This window comes from Shewanella litoralis (genome assembly GCF_009828585.1).
Lineage (GTDB): Bacteria > Pseudomonadota > Gammaproteobacteria > Enterobacterales > Shewanellaceae > Shewanella > Shewanella litoralis.
In genome coordinates this window covers 26,207-39,927 of record NZ_WSRZ01000018.1, presented here as the reverse complement: position 1 = coordinate 39,927, position 13,721 = coordinate 26,207, and the positions used below count along the sequence as shown (strand labels likewise).

Annotated in this window: 13 protein-coding genes; 9 read left to right on the top strand and 4 right to left on the bottom strand. The window is 41.5% G+C overall.

The genetic code is table 11. The features are described from left to right. Nucleotides 1–93: 93 nt before the first annotated feature. Entirely contained in the window at nucleotides 94–297 is a 204-nt protein-coding gene (locus GQA99_RS14470) for a hypothetical protein (protein ID WP_160054795.1), read from the bottom strand. Nucleotides 298–783: 486 nt separating this feature from the next. On the opposite strand from GQA99_RS14470, the gene GQA99_RS14465 reads away from it, so the two are divergent. Genes GQA99_RS14465 through GQA99_RS14450 form a run of 4 tightly spaced genes read left to right on the top strand, consistent with a single transcriptional unit; the run spans nucleotide 784 to nucleotide 3,541 of the window. Next, nucleotides 784–1,425, top strand: coding sequence for a peroxiredoxin (locus tag GQA99_RS14465; protein ID WP_160054793.1), 642 nt, complete (start codon nucleotides 784–786; stop codon nucleotides 1,423–1,425). 60 nt (nucleotides 1,426–1,485) lie between these two features. Beyond that, complete coding sequence (locus GQA99_RS14460) at nucleotides 1,486–2,355, top strand: MBL fold metallo-hydrolase (RefSeq protein ID WP_160054791.1); 870 nt, start codon at nucleotides 1,486–1,488, stop codon at nucleotides 2,353–2,355. A gap of 16 nt (nucleotides 2,356–2,371) precedes the next feature. Continuing rightward, on the top strand, nucleotides 2,372–3,121 hold the full coding sequence (locus tag GQA99_RS14455; RefSeq protein ID WP_189386230.1) for a sulfite exporter TauE/SafE family protein: 750 nt from the start codon (nucleotides 2,372–2,374) through the stop codon (nucleotides 3,119–3,121). A 15-nt stretch (nucleotides 3,122–3,136) separates the two neighbouring features. Next, nucleotides 3,137–3,541, top strand: coding sequence for a rhodanese-like domain-containing protein (locus GQA99_RS14450; RefSeq protein WP_160054789.1), 405 nt, complete (start codon nucleotides 3,137–3,139; stop codon nucleotides 3,539–3,541). Nucleotides 3,542–3,581: 40 nt separating this feature from the next. On the opposite strand, the gene GQA99_RS14445 is transcribed toward GQA99_RS14450, so the two are convergent. Together GQA99_RS14445 and GQA99_RS14440 are read right to left on the bottom strand one after the other, a co-directional pair. Then, entirely contained in the window at nucleotides 3,582–4,448 is an 867-nt protein-coding gene (locus tag GQA99_RS14445; RefSeq protein ID WP_160054787.1) for an MBL fold metallo-hydrolase, read from the bottom strand. Between the two features lie 255 nt (nucleotides 4,449–4,703). Further along, the gene (locus GQA99_RS14440) at nucleotides 4,704–5,351 is read right to left on the bottom strand and encodes a Tll0287-like domain-containing protein (RefSeq protein WP_229785910.1); all 648 of its coding nucleotides are present in this window, start codon (nucleotides 5,349–5,351) and stop codon (nucleotides 4,704–4,706) included. A gap of 208 nt (nucleotides 5,352–5,559) precedes the next feature. Between GQA99_RS14440 and GQA99_RS14435 the strand changes: the two genes are divergently transcribed. Then, nucleotides 5,560–6,897, top strand: a complete 1,338-nt coding sequence (locus GQA99_RS14435; RefSeq protein ID WP_229785909.1) for a sigma-54 interaction domain-containing protein — start codon at nucleotides 5,560–5,562, stop codon at nucleotides 6,895–6,897. A gap of 212 nt (nucleotides 6,898–7,109) precedes the next feature. Here GQA99_RS14435 and GQA99_RS14430 read toward each other — a convergent pair whose 3' ends face one another. After that, nucleotides 7,110–7,634, bottom strand: a complete 525-nt coding sequence (locus GQA99_RS14430) for a NifB/NifX family molybdenum-iron cluster-binding protein (protein WP_160054785.1) — start codon at nucleotides 7,632–7,634, stop codon at nucleotides 7,110–7,112. 881 nt (nucleotides 7,635–8,515) lie between these two features. Here GQA99_RS14430 and betI point away from each other — a divergent pair. From betI to GQA99_RS14410, 4 genes are all read left to right on the top strand, one after another. Continuing rightward, nucleotides 8,516–9,124, top strand: coding sequence for a transcriptional regulator BetI (gene betI / locus GQA99_RS14425; RefSeq protein WP_160054783.1), 609 nt, complete (start codon nucleotides 8,516–8,518; stop codon nucleotides 9,122–9,124). Beyond that, nucleotides 9,112–10,578, top strand: coding sequence for a betaine-aldehyde dehydrogenase (gene betB / locus GQA99_RS14420; RefSeq protein WP_160054781.1), 1,467 nt, complete (start codon nucleotides 9,112–9,114; stop codon nucleotides 10,576–10,578). The genes betI and betB overlap by 13 nt, the downstream gene beginning before the upstream one ends. Before the next feature lie 26 nt (nucleotides 10,579–10,604). After that, nucleotides 10,605–12,287, top strand: a complete 1,683-nt coding sequence (gene betA / locus GQA99_RS14415; protein ID WP_160054918.1) for a choline dehydrogenase — start codon at nucleotides 10,605–10,607, stop codon at nucleotides 12,285–12,287. Nucleotides 12,288–12,500: 213 nt separating this feature from the next. Beyond that, nucleotides 12,501–13,718: a BCCT family transporter gene (locus GQA99_RS14410; protein ID WP_160054779.1), complete on the top strand. Its 1,218-nt coding sequence runs from the start codon at nucleotides 12,501–12,503 to the stop codon at nucleotides 13,716–13,718. The last annotated feature ends 3 nt before the right edge of the window (nucleotides 13,719–13,721 follow it).

The window sequence follows — 13,721 nt, the reverse complement described above, 5'->3', positions numbered from 1 at the left end:
ATATTAATCAGTACCTTTTTGCTCAATGTAAGATGCTATAGGAATATACTTTATTGCGGTAGTCACATTTTGCAACCTTTAAGATACTCACAGCTACAGCCGGATAAAGTACGGTATCGCGACTAACACTACACCTATGATCAGTAAGCTGGACACACTGGCAACAAAATACGGATACACGCATAACGTCATGCCGACACACAAAGGTACGATTGCTCGCTGGCGCTTTCCATAGACAAAATAGCCCATTCCAATAGCACCAAACAATACACTCCACATCATCATTGTTGCATCCATTGTTGCTCCTTTATGGTTTCAATAGCAGTGATGAGTTAACTGCATTTTACTGCTGATTACTATCGCTAAATAAGGTTGCTCATTGAGTAACCAAATAAAGAGTAAAAAGAGTAATCAACTCGTCGCTCTCAACATTCTGACTTAGAGCTATCAATCAATATCCATTATTTTGCGTTTACGGCTGAGCAAAAGCGGTATTAGTCATATTCATAACTCATTTAGCGTCATAAATGGCAGTCACAAAAAGAACTTAATGTCATAAATGTCACTTTACCTGTACTCGCCTCTGTTAATTAACAAAACCGACAATGAGAGTAATAAAATCAAAATATAAATTAATCCAATTAAACAGAAGCTTACAGCTTTACTCAGTCAATTTAATACCATCAAAACAAAGTTGGCCCGCCCATTGCTATTACAAAGTATGTTTGTAATCTAGTTTTCAGATTTAAATATCCTTAATTTAAAATCATTTGGAGTAATAACATGACTGAATCAATCGTATCGTTTCCACAACTTAACCGCCCTGCTCCTGCGTTCAATACTAAAACAACGCACGGTATGCGCTCGTTGAATGATTATAAAGGTAAATGGTTAGTTTTATTTTCACACCCTGCTGACTTTACCCCAGTATGTACTACTGAGTTTATGGGATTTGCACAACGTGCTGAAGAATTTGCGCAATTGAATACTGAACTACTCGGTTTATCCATTGACAGTATCCATTCTCACATTGCCTGGGTACGCAACATTGAAGAAAACTTTGGTGTTGAAATTACCTTCCCAATCATTTCTGACTTATCAATGGAAGTCGCCAAAGCATACGGCATGATCCAACCCGGTGCTAGCGATACAGCAGCAGTAAGAGCAACCTTTATTATCGACCCAGAAGGTGTACTACGTGCGATGGTGTACTACCCAATGAGCAACGGCCGTTCTGTTGATGAGTTTGTTCGCCTCGTTAAAGCACTACAAACCAGTGATGCAAATGGTGTAGCCACGCCTGAAAACTGGCAGCCTGGTGATGATGTTATTGTTCCACCACCAGCAACGACTGCCGACGCTAAAGCGCGTTTAGGCCAAGGATATGATTATGTAGATTGGTACTTCAGCAAGAAATCTCTTTAATCCGTTACTGCACAGGGGGTATCCCCCGCCCCTGTGCATCTTTTTTATAGGAGATTTGTAATGAATTCAACATTTAGCATCCATGAGTTTTTAGATGATGACAGTGAAACATTCACCTATGTTATTGCAGATAATGCCACACGCTTTGCCGTGATTATTGATCCAGTTTTAGACTTTGATTATAAGTCAGGGCGAACAGACACCCACAGTGCTCAACGTGTTCTACACTGGGTTGAACGCCAAGAGTTGAGCGTTAAATGGATACTTGAGACTCACGCACATGCTGATCACTTGTCTGCTGCCAGTTATATCCGCGATCAAATTGGTGGTCAAATAGGTATTGGTGATCACATCACTCAAGTTCAACAAACCTTTAAGCAAGTCTTTAATTTAGAACGTGACTTTTTACCCAATGGCAGCCAGTTTGACCGGTTATTTAAACACAATGAATTGTTGCAAGTGGGTAATATGGCTATTCGTATTATGCACACACCTGGCCATACGCCTGCAGATTTGGCTTACATCATTAACGAACAAGCTGCATTTGTCGGCGATACCATCTTTATGCCCGATGTAGGCACGGCGCGTTGTGATTTCCCCGGTGGAGACGCCAATACCTTATATGACTCAATTCAATCGTTGTTTAGCTTACCTGAGTCAACCGATATTTATGTGTGTCACGATTACCCAACTGAGGGTCGCAGTCACCAGTTTAAAACCCAAGTGGGCCAACAAAAAGCACACAATATTCATGTGAAAAATGGCATTAACAAAGCTGATTTTGTTGAGCTTCGTCAAGCACGTGATGCCACCTTACCCATGCCAAGACTGATATTACCGTCTATTCAGGTCAATATTCGTGCAGGACAAATGCCAGCACCTGAAGACAATGGCACTGTGTATTTAAAAGTGCCAATTAACTTACTTTAAAACATAGGTTATCAATATGATACAAGCCGTTTTAGGTGCGTTAGTCATTGGCTTAGTGCTGAGCATGCTGGGTTCAGGAGGTTCAATACTCACGGTCCCTGTGTTGTTATATCTTGTTGGAATGCAACCAGAGCTCGCAATAGCATCGTCTCTTTGTATTGTGGCAGCCATTAGCGCGGTCAGCAGTATCGGATTGATTAAACAAAAGATGGTCTCCTGGCCGCATGTATTTTTGTTTGGTTTTCCGGGTATGGCGGGTACGTATTTAGGCGCATGGATCAGTACGTTTTTTACTAGCCAGATCCAACTGAGTGTGTTTGTGGGATTAATGCTGGTCGGTGCGGTGATGATGTGGCGCAAACAAAGTGCGCAATTCACCCAAGGCAAACTCAAGCTAGCTAACGTGTTAGTGCAAGGATTATTAGTCGGTATCGTCACAGGTTTTGTGGGGGTCGGTGGTGGATTTTTAATTATTCCAGCCCTGGTATTACGCGGCGGCATTGAAATGTCGTTAGCAGTGGGTACCAGCTTGATGATTATCACCATGAACTCTTCAATGGGGTTCATTAAATATTACAGCTTGTTAACTGATCAAGGGCTGCAATTCGACTGGCCTGTTATTGCCATCATGATTGCTGGCGGATTTGTCGGAAGTTTAGCCGGACAAAAGCTCACTCAATACCTCCCTAAAGCCACATTACAAAAAGTATTCGCGGTGTTTTTAGTGGTAATGGCATTATTTATTACAACTCAATCAATTATTTAGTATCACGAGGCACACATGAAAACTGCACAAGAATATATTAGTGAAATCAAAACCAAGATTGCTGAAGTCAACACACAGCAATTACTCACAGCAATGTTAAATCCTGAAGTGATTATCATTGATGTACGCGAACATGAAGAGTTTTTAACGGGCCATATTGAAGGAGCTGTTAATTTACCTCGCGGTGTATTAGAAATGAAAATTCACGAGCATCCATCAGTTAGCCATCATTGTGAATGGGTATTAGCGTTAAATGAATTGGCAGACAAAGAGATTTATCTTATTTGCCGTACGGGCGGACGTTCTGCATTAGCCGCGGCCTCATTACAAAACATGGGCTTTACCAAACCGTTATCGGTTGCTGGTGGCATGATGCAATGGCAACAAGATGGCTTTCCCGTGATACCGCATAAAATATAGAAATCAATTGATAAAAATGAGCCTTAATAGGCTCTTTTTTTTACCATTGATTGACTGGAATTTTTAGAAAGTAATTATCTTCACCTTCTGGGGGCGGTAAGTGTCCAGCCCTAATGTTGAGTTGTATTGCAGGTAATAACAATGATGGCATGGATGTCCCTTGATGTTGCTGTTGGTGCAATTGAATAAACTCATCCAAACTTATTTTACCGCCTACGACCCGATTCGTGCGCTTTTGAGCCAGGATTGAGGTTTCAACTATGTTGCTTTGTGTCCACGCTGCTTGTGGATGATGGCCAACAAATACTCGGGTGCTGTTAGGTAACGCTAATATTTTTTGAATCGAGTGATATAAGGTCACTGCACTGCTGTTGGGGAAATCAGCACTCACTGTACCAATGTCGGGTGCAGCAATAACATCACCAACAAATACGGCATCTTCGATAAGGTAACTCACGCATGCGGGTGTATGCCCTGGAGTATGCATGATGTGTACATCTAGGTGACCTAACTTAATCAGCTCTTCATCTACAAACAACTGGTCAAACTGCTCACCATTGCAATGAAAGTTGTCATCCAGGTTAAGAATGCGCTTAAACATATGTTGCACTTTAGTGATGTGCTCGCCTATCCCAGTAGTGCCACCACGTTTCTGTTTGATATAACATGCAGCAGAAATATGATCGCAATGAGCGTGGGTTTCTAAAATCCATTCAAGCTCGTAGCCATTACTGTCTAGATAGTCGATCATACTGTCTGCTAACACAGTCGTTATTTTACCCGAGGCAATATCAAAATCTAACACAGGGTCAATAATGGCACTTTGACGCGTAGCAAGATCGGTCACCACATAACTCACAGAGTGACTGCTTGGGTGATAGAAGGGATCGATGCGGATTTTACTCATGAACAATTAACTCCCAACAAAAAGCATTGCATTTTTGTTAGATAAAACCCTAATTCAGCCTTTATTTAGCGACATATCAAGGCGGTTATTAACTACAGCATAATGTTAACAGAAAACAAAATAGTAAACTGCGGCGAGGGTCGCAACAAAGGCCCTTCGGCCGCAGAATAGGCTAGATGTGATATCGCGGGGTTGCGTTAGCTAATAGAGATTACCCATTAATACGCCATTAACATAACCCACCATACGCTCACCTTAAGGTTTGCCACTTATGGTTTTCAATTGTTCTGTACTGCTGATGACCTTTTGTAATGAAAATGCACCGCGTAAGTCGCCTAATTCAAAGTTTATGGCTTTATCTTCTGGATAAGCTTGTTTAATCAACGTGCTTAACTCTGGAGTAATGTTACTGCCATGGCAACCTAAACACAGTTCTTGTGTTGGAATGGCTTTCATATAACGAAACTCAGTTGTGTCACCATTAACAATGTATTCACTGGCAACAATGGGAGCATCAGCGGCTTGCTTGCCTGCTGCCTTTGTTTGTTCAAATTGGTTTAGCTGCGCTAACTCCCAGCTATCTGGTGTGTTATCACTATTACGTACACGCAAGCTGGTGCGTTTGAGTGTCCAGCCGTCTTGAGAATTTTCAGCGGCAATGCTCGGAGCAACAGACTTGCACACTGACACCCCTGCAGGGAGTCCACCTTGTTTAATAGCTGCTTGTAACTGCCCTTTTAATGCCTGACTAAATTGGGCAATTTTTTGATTGGCTTCTTGCTCAAGCTGTTGTTCGGCCAATGGCTGTGCAATGGCCATGGAACTGGCACCAGATAAAAGTGTAATACTGCTTATGGCTAGGGTACTTACAAATAAAAAATGTTGAGTCTTTGTGGGGTTCATTATTTTTGTTCCTTTTCAACTTGAGACCTGATGCAGTCTTGAGATATTAAAGGATCTCAATACAAACTTTGTGCCAAGTCACAAAATAAAATAAACAGCTTATTTTATAATGCTATAGGCTTAATTGAAGTCATTGATTATGATTCACGACTCATTTGGTTGACACCAATGACAGTTAATGTCGTGCATGTTCACAAGAGTCAGCACCATGAAAAATACCACTGTTGTACAATCGATGATCAACGCGATAGACAAGCCTGCCATATTCATCAGCCCCGATTATATTATCCATGCAGTAAACCAAGCGTATATTGAAACCTATGATACTGAAGTAACGCTGGGTAAAAGTCGATGTCATCAAGTCTCTCATCACAGCGATGAACCTTGTGACCCACATGGCGAAGAATGCCCGTTACAACAGTGCCAAAAGACAACGCGCTCAGCGAACGCCGTACACATACACAGTACCGCTCAAGGTAAATCCTATTGCGACATTTTAATGAAGCCCATTAAAGATGATGCTGGCATCATTATGGGCTTTCTTGAAATTTTAGATTCCATTGACTATGCATCTACAGAATCTAAAAAAGACACCATGGTGGGTCAATCCGCTCCGTTTAAACAAATGCTCAATAAAATCAACAGGGCATCGCAATCAAACATCGCAGTATTACTCCAAGGTGAAACCGGTGCGGGTAAAGAATTAGTCGCAAAAGCCGTACATCAGGCCAGTAATAGAAGCGACAAACCGTTTGTGGTCATTGAATGTACCGGCCTGAGCGAAAGTTTATTTGAAAGCGAACTCTTTGGTTTTGAGAAAGGGGCTTTTACCGGCGCGACCACCAGCAAAAAAGGATTGATTGAAATAGCCCACGGTGGAACCGTATTTTTTGATGAGATTGGTGATGTGCCAATGAACATGCAAGTTAAGTTACTCAGATTACTTGAAACACAATGTTATCGTGCTGTGGGCGGCTTAAAGCAAAAACGATCTGATTTTAGATTAGTCAGTGCCAGTCATAAAAATTTACTTGAATTGGTGGATAAAGGTGAATTTAGACGAGATTTGTATTATCGCATAGCAGGTTTCCCAATATACCTACCCTCATTGCGTGAGCGACAAGATGACATTCCAACCTTAATAAATCATTTTATGAAGTTGTCAGACTATAAACATAAAAAGTTTTCTGCCAATGCGTTACAGCTCCTCAGCAGTTACTCGTTCCCGGGTAATATTCGAGAATTAAAAAATATTATTGAACAGTCTGCCCTAATTGCTAATGAAGATTTGATTCATAGTAATGATTTACCTGAAAGCGTCCATGCCATCGAGAGCAAAACAGCGAATCAAATTATACCTGAAGACAATACCAGTGCAGTTAATCTCAACGAGACTAAAATAATGAGTTTAGATGATCTTGAAGCAGAATATTTATCGCATATTTGCCAACAATATCAAGGTTCGCCAGCAGAATTAGCCATCACACTTAATGTCAGTGTACGAACTTTATATCGCAAATTACAACGTTATGGGTTAAAGCTGTAAGCCTGCTTATTACTTCTGCTGCTATGTAAGCGCTTATCTATTGTATTTAACTATCATTTAAGTATCGCCTTTAAGTAACATATAAAACTAGGACGATTAACTTGGCGCTCATCTGTCATAATCAGATCAGACATCACCATCGATCCTTAAGTCTGGAGCCTTAAGTCTGATGCTCAGCTTAAGCTCTCAATGGCGATGCTCATTTTTGTAGTCTAATTCGTACGTAATATCGAATGCTTTTTCTGGCAACAGCGCTTGATATGCATGGGTTGGCTTAAGTCTATATCACTTACGTCATGTTCATGAGAGTCACAATGTCCACCATGACAACCACTTTCACCATGATTATGATCGCAACATCCGCCTTTACCTTGTTTAGCAATATGTTTAGTAGAAGGTCTGCCCTGTAATGCATCAAGATATGGCTCACATTCAGCTAAGTGTTCGTTGGCAAAATAAGTAATCGCTGTACGACCGCTTTTAGCATGAAAAACATCAAGTTGCTGGTTAAGTAATTTAGACAATAATTGCTGGCCAATATTTCTCACAATCACTCGGGTCGCGCCATGGGCTTTGATAAGCTCAACTAACTTACGTTTACCTTCACAACCCTCACTCAATGCCGGATTATCAAATCGCGCAACAATACTGGCTTGTTCATTAACCATAATGAAACTCTCTGCTTTGCTAAAATGGTTAGCAATATGCTCATCTTTAATAGATATGACTGTAATCATTATGTCCTCTCTTGCAGTTAATTCACTGCGATAATTAATATTTTTTGGTGCTAGGGCCTGTTGACCTTTCAAGGTTGTTTTTGCAGCGAATTGTTGGCCATTACTCACATTTACAACTGCGCGGCAAAGACTTAGAGGTGTAGTTATTCTACATAAAAAGTCGATAACGCAGTAAAAATGGCCAACAAACGCTGCCCGAAGGGTTCGGCTAAAAACGTTTTACTCTTTGTTGAATGAATTTTGCTTAGATGACTAGGCATCAATCCATTCGCCTCGATTAAAACGTTTTTAACTCGAACAAAATTCAACCTACAAAGAGCAACTGGCCCTAGTTACCCATCCTTTTAAGATTAAATGCACAAATAAGTGGCATATGCCATTTATATACCCATTAATAGCATATGCCAAATACTTTTTTATTATTATGATTCTCATATCACAGTGTCTTCATACAATATTATTTGAGGCACGATTTTGATTTAGTAAGGCTTGACGTTATAGCGTTAGCGATTGAGCCAATGGTTGGCTTGCAGGGCAAGCCAGTTATATGAAAGCCGCTGATAAACAAGCGTGCTATACCGTGTGCCTCATCGACTAAACATGCCAAAAACGTGACTCTGGTCGATTATTTGAACAAAAAAATCATTACAGTTGCAACAATTAATAAAAACCATCAACAATGTCAACAACAACCGTAAAAACAAATAAGAACTAAATTTCAACAACTTAAGACAGCCACCCTAAATCATCTAGCAATAAAATGACTAGATTATAGTGATCTAAATCAAACAATCACTTGATAGTTAGATGCCTAATCATTAGTATTGTTATTAATTGAACGTTCAATTAATAACGTTTCAGCCAAAAAAAGGATGTCACTAATGTCAAGACCAGCAATGAAAAACGTCAGACAACAACAGCTCATAGATGCCACGTTAATGTCAGTCGAACGTCATGGATTACAGCACACCACCATTAATACGATCAGTGGTTTAGCGGGTATGTCATCAGGGATCATCAGCCACTACTTTGGTGGCAAGCAAGGGTTAATTGAAGCCACGCAAAAATTCTTATTAGAAGAATTGAAGCAAGCCTTACTGACCAGAACGTCAGGCAAAACATTAACTCCAATGGCAAGATTATCGATGATTGTTGAAGCTAACTTTACTGAACTTCAACGTTCTAGCGCGGCAACAAAAACATGGTTAAGTTTTTGGTCTCAAGCCATGCACGACCCAGGACTGGCTAGACTGCAATACATCAATAATCAGCGTCTATACAGCAACCTACTTTATTCATTTAAACAATTATTACCCAAAACAGATGCGATTAATGCTGCTAAACAAACCGCGGCAATTATCGATGGGTTTTGGTTACGCAGTGCATTAAGCCACAGCCCTGCAGAAGATTTTAAGCAAGCCCAAATTTTATCTAAAGCCTTTATAGAGGCTGTGATCGTGCAACACGGAGAAATTGAATGTCAGCGTTAATCACATACCAAAATTACGTTCACGGTAAGTACATATCTAATGGCAGCGGAGAAACCTTCGAAGTCGTTAATCCTGCGACAGGCAGCGTAAGTTATTTAGTTGAAGTAGCAACAGAAGCAGTACAACACGCCGCCATTGACAGTGCCAAAGCAGGCTTTGCCGTGTGGTCAAAGATGACACCGATGGAACGTAGCCGTATTTTATTAAAAGCAGTTGCCCTACTACGTGAACACAACGACGAGCTTGCCGCGGGCGAAGTACTCGACACAGGTAAACCCTGGCAAGAAGCCTCTGTAGTTGATGTCGTTACTGGTGCAGATTCAATCGAGTTTTTTGCAGGTTTAGCGCCTAGCATTGAAGGTAATCAACAACCGGTTGGCGAAGACTTTTACTACACTCGTCGTGAGCCATTAGGTATTTGTGCCGGAATTGGCGCCTGGAACTACCCATTGCAAATTGCATGTTGGAAAGCGGCCCCTGCGCTAGCCTGTGGCAATGTGATGATTTTTAAGCCTTCTGAAGAAACCCCTCGCGGTGCAATGCGTTTAGCAGAAATATTCACCCAAGCTGGCGTACCCGATGGCGTGTTTAACGTTGTTCAAGGTGATGGCCGTGTAGGTGCCTGGTTAACTACCCATGACGATATTGCCAAAGTGTCATTTACTGGTGAAGTCGGCACGGGCACCAAAGTGATGGCTGCAGCATCAAGTACCTTAAAAGAAGTGACCATGGAGCTTGGCGGTAAATCACCGTTAATCATCTTTGATGATGCCGATGTTGAAAATGCGGTATCAGCAGCCATGCTGGCGAACTTTTATACCCAAGGTGAAGTGTGTACTAATGGCACACGCGTATTTGTGCAAAAAAACATGTACCCACAATTTATTGAGCGCTTAAAGCAACGCACTGAAAATAATATTGTTTGTGGCGATCCGATGGATGCAGAAACCAATTTTGGCGCATTAATCTCACGAGCACATCAACAAAAAGTGCTTGAGTATATCGCTATTGGTAAAAAAGAAGGTGCCACCTTATTAACCGGTGGTGTGGCATTAAGCCCTGATAATGCACCTCATGGGTTCTTTGTTGCTCCTACTGTCTTTACTGATTGCACTGATGACATGACCATTGCTAAAGAAGAGATTTTTGGCCCAGTAATGTCAGTCTTTACCTTTGATGATGAAAATGAAGTGATACAGCGAGCCAATAACACCCACCTAGGTTTAGCCGCTGGCGTATTTACCCAGGACATTACTCGCGCTCACCGTGTGATCCACCAAATGCAAGCCGGTATTTGCTGGATAAACGCCTATGGTGCATCGCCAGCAGAAATGCCTGTGGGTGGTTACAAGATGTCTGGTATTGGTCGTGAGAATGGCTCTGAAACCTTAAAAGCGTATACCCAAATTAAAGCGGTTTACGTTGGTATGCAGTCACTTGAAAGCCCATTTTAGGAGTGACCCAATTAATGTCTACGCAAATGTCTCATGAATACGATTATATTATTGTTGGTGCCGGTAGCGCAGGTTGTGTATTAGCCAACCGCTTAACGGAAAATCCAGACAATAAAGTATTAATTTTAGAAACCGGTGGTAGCGATAAGAGTATTTTTATCCAAATGCCAACCGCCCTTTCAATCCCGATGAATACTAAAAAGTATGCCTGGCAGTTTGAAACACAAGCCGAGCCACATCTAGATAATCGCCGTATGCATTGTCCTCGCGGTAAAGTCTTGGGCGGCTCATCGTCAATTAACGGCATGGTGTATGTACGTGGTCACGCACGTGATTTTGACGAGTGGCAGCAACATGGTGCAAAAGATTGGAACTACGCCCATTGCTTACCGTATTTCAAAAAAGCCGAAACATGGTCGTTTGGCGGCAATGTTTACCGCGGCGACACGGGTCCTTTAGCGGTGAACAACGGTAACGAAATGAAAAACCCGTTGTATCAAGCTTTTGTGGGTGCTGGGGTTGATGCGGGATATTTAGCAACGGCTGACTATAACGCCACGCAACAAGAAGGCTTTGGCCCAATGCACATGACCGTTAAAAATGGCGTTCGTTGGTCTACTGCTAACGCTTATCTGCGTCCAGCAATGAAGCGTGACAACCTAACCGTGGTGACCCATGCACTCGTTCACAACGTGATAATGCAAGACAAAACAGCCGTTGGTGTGCGTTACGAGCGTAAAGGCCAAATGATTGATGTGCACTGCAATAAAGAAGTGGTGTTGTCTGCAGGCTCTATCGGTTCGCCACACATTTTACAATTGTCAGGTATTGGCGATAAGCAAACCTTAACTGAGGCTGGGATTGAAACCATTCACCACTTACCGGGTGTGGGTCAAAACCTGCAAGATCATTTAGAGTTTTACTTTCAATTTAAGTGCTTACAGCCCATTTCACTCAACGGCAAGTTAGACCCACTGAATAAGCTATTCATTGGTACCCGTTGGATTTTAGATAAATCAGGCTTAGGTGCGACAAACCATTTTGAGTCTTGTGGCTTTATTCGCTCAAAACCTGGTTTAGAGTGGCCCGATTTGCAATACCACTTCTTACCTGCAGCAATGCGTTATGACGGTAAAGAAGCGTTTGCAGGCCATGGTTTCCAGGTTCACATTGGCCATAACAAGCCAAAAAGTCGCGGTGCGGTGACTGTGGTCTCTAAAGATGCCAAGGTTGCGCCACAAATTCAGTTTAATTATTTATCGCATCAAGATGACATCGAAGGCTTTAGAGCTTGCGTAAGGTTAACGCGTGAAATTATTAATCAACCTGCATTAGATAAATACCGTGGTGAAGAAATTCAACCGGGCTTAGCCATACAAACCAACGAACAAATCGATTCGTTTGTGCGCAGTTCAGTTGAAAGTGCCTACCACCCTTCTTGTTCATGCAAAATGGGTGAAGATGCCATGGCGGTGGTCGATTCAGACACTAAAGTGCACGGCATTAAAGGCTTAAGAGTGGTTGATTCGTCGATTTTCCCGACGATACCAAACGGTAATTTAAACTCGCCGACGATTATGGTGGCCGAGCGTGCAGCAGACATTATTTTGGGTAAACAAACGCTAGCGCCGAGTTTTGCCAAGGTGACGATTGCCAATGAGTGGCAATCTCAGCAGCGGGTAAAAGCCCCGAAAAGAGTACTGAGTTAACTCATCAGTTTGAGGTAAATGTCTGTGGTCAACCTGCAATTTTGTCAATGACCAATTTAGCTATGTTCAATCTATCAGGGTTTAACTATCGACAGCGATACTTAAGGCTTGAGGGCATAACCGCCTTTAAACATTGTTCTATGGCGTTAAATAAAACATACAACAAGGAGCCAACATCATGTTTGCACACACAATTAAATCAGGAGTTAAGTAATGACGACCTGGTTATCAATAGGTATTTTATTTACGTTCGCCGCTATCGCATTTGTGATTTATCGTTGGGGTAATATGCAATGTATTGGTGTAACGCCTGTACGCAAATTTACCTTTATTGCGATTCTATTTACCTCTGGTTTAGATGTGGGCTTGATTATGTTCCCACTAACAGAATTTGCAGGATATGCCGATTTAGCTGCCAGCCCTGAGTATGGATTTACCAACCCCCTCGCCATTGAGTTTGGTTTTTGGGCTTGTTTAATTTGGGCATTTTACTTTTTAACCTGTTTCTATTTCTGTGTTATTGAGCCCAGAGTGAAATTTTTTGAAATTCCGCTAATCAAATTTATTAATAACCTGGTTATTATCGGTACCTGTGCATTCACTGCATATTTGCTGCTAAGTAACTTACCATGGTATTTGCCTAACTTAGGTGACGGTGAATCGGTAGTGAGTACATTCTATCTTATTGTCTTTATGGTAATTGCCGCTGCCGTGTATTCAAGTACCAGCATTAAATATGTGCGTTACTTAAGTTTAGGTAGTACCTGGTTATTCTTTGGTTTAATTGCATTAATGTGGTCTGGGGCTTTTTTGTCTGACGATTCAAGTGTGGGTGAATTCTTTACTACGTTTGCGTTGATCGGTGGCTACTTTTCAAATATGCATGAGTTTGTATTACCCATGAATGATTACCACGAGTTCTACTTATTCTGGTGGTTTGCCTGGAGCATCATGATTGGTCAATTTACCGCACGATTTGTGGGCGGCATGAAAACCTATCAAGTATTACTGGCGATGATGGTATTTCCGTCTATCCCGATTGCAATCTGGTTTACTGTACTTTATTACTACAGCGCCAATGGTATCGACACCTCAGGGTTTTATAACCTTGCGATGGTCATCGTGGGCATCACCTTTGTGATTAACTCGTTAGACTCGCTAGTGCGTTTGTACACAGACAATTTAAACCTAACGGTAGAGCGTTTTGGTAAAGTGCCGTATATCATAGGTAATGTTGTGTTACTGAGCGGATTAACCTTATTATTTAAGTTAGACTTCCTAGAAATCCAATGGGTTGGAGCATTAGCTATCACGCTAATTTTAGGCTGTTTCTTCTTTATTTTAAAAGATCACTTTTCAAAAGTGGCTGACATTGAACGCTCGCCAAAAGCGAACAAAATTGATTTTACAAAAATTGAGTTACTGGATTAATTA

Coding starts and splice junctions, on each gene's coding strand:
- GQA99_RS14470 (WP_160054795.1), bottom strand. CDS start 297: ATGGATGCAACAATGATGATGTGGAGTGTATTGTTTGGTGCTATTGGA.
- GQA99_RS14465 (WP_160054793.1), top strand. CDS start 784: ATGACTGAATCAATCGTATCGTTTCCACAACTTAACCGCCCTGCTCCT.
- GQA99_RS14460 (WP_160054791.1), top strand. CDS start 1,486: ATGAATTCAACATTTAGCATCCATGAGTTTTTAGATGATGACAGTGAA.
- GQA99_RS14455 (WP_189386230.1), top strand. CDS start 2,372: ATGATACAAGCCGTTTTAGGTGCGTTAGTCATTGGCTTAGTGCTGAGC.
- GQA99_RS14450 (WP_160054789.1), top strand. CDS start 3,137: ATGAAAACTGCACAAGAATATATTAGTGAAATCAAAACCAAGATTGCT.
- GQA99_RS14445 (WP_160054787.1), bottom strand. CDS start 4,448: ATGAGTAAAATCCGCATCGATCCCTTCTATCACCCAAGCAGTCACTCT.
- GQA99_RS14440 (WP_229785910.1), bottom strand. CDS start 5,351: ATGAACCCCACAAAGACTCAACATTTTTTATTTGTAAGTACCCTAGCC.
- GQA99_RS14435 (WP_229785909.1), top strand. CDS start 5,560: ATGAAAAATACCACTGTTGTACAATCGATGATCAACGCGATAGACAAG.
- GQA99_RS14430 (WP_160054785.1), bottom strand. CDS start 7,634: ATGATTACAGTCATATCTATTAAAGATGAGCATATTGCTAACCATTTT.
- betI (WP_160054783.1), top strand. CDS start 8,516: ATGTCAAGACCAGCAATGAAAAACGTCAGACAACAACAGCTCATAGAT.
- betB (WP_160054781.1), top strand. CDS start 9,112: ATGTCAGCGTTAATCACATACCAAAATTACGTTCACGGTAAGTACATA.
- betA (WP_160054918.1), top strand. CDS start 10,605: ATGTCTCATGAATACGATTATATTATTGTTGGTGCCGGTAGCGCAGGT.
- GQA99_RS14410 (WP_160054779.1), top strand. CDS start 12,501: ATGACGACCTGGTTATCAATAGGTATTTTATTTACGTTCGCCGCTATC.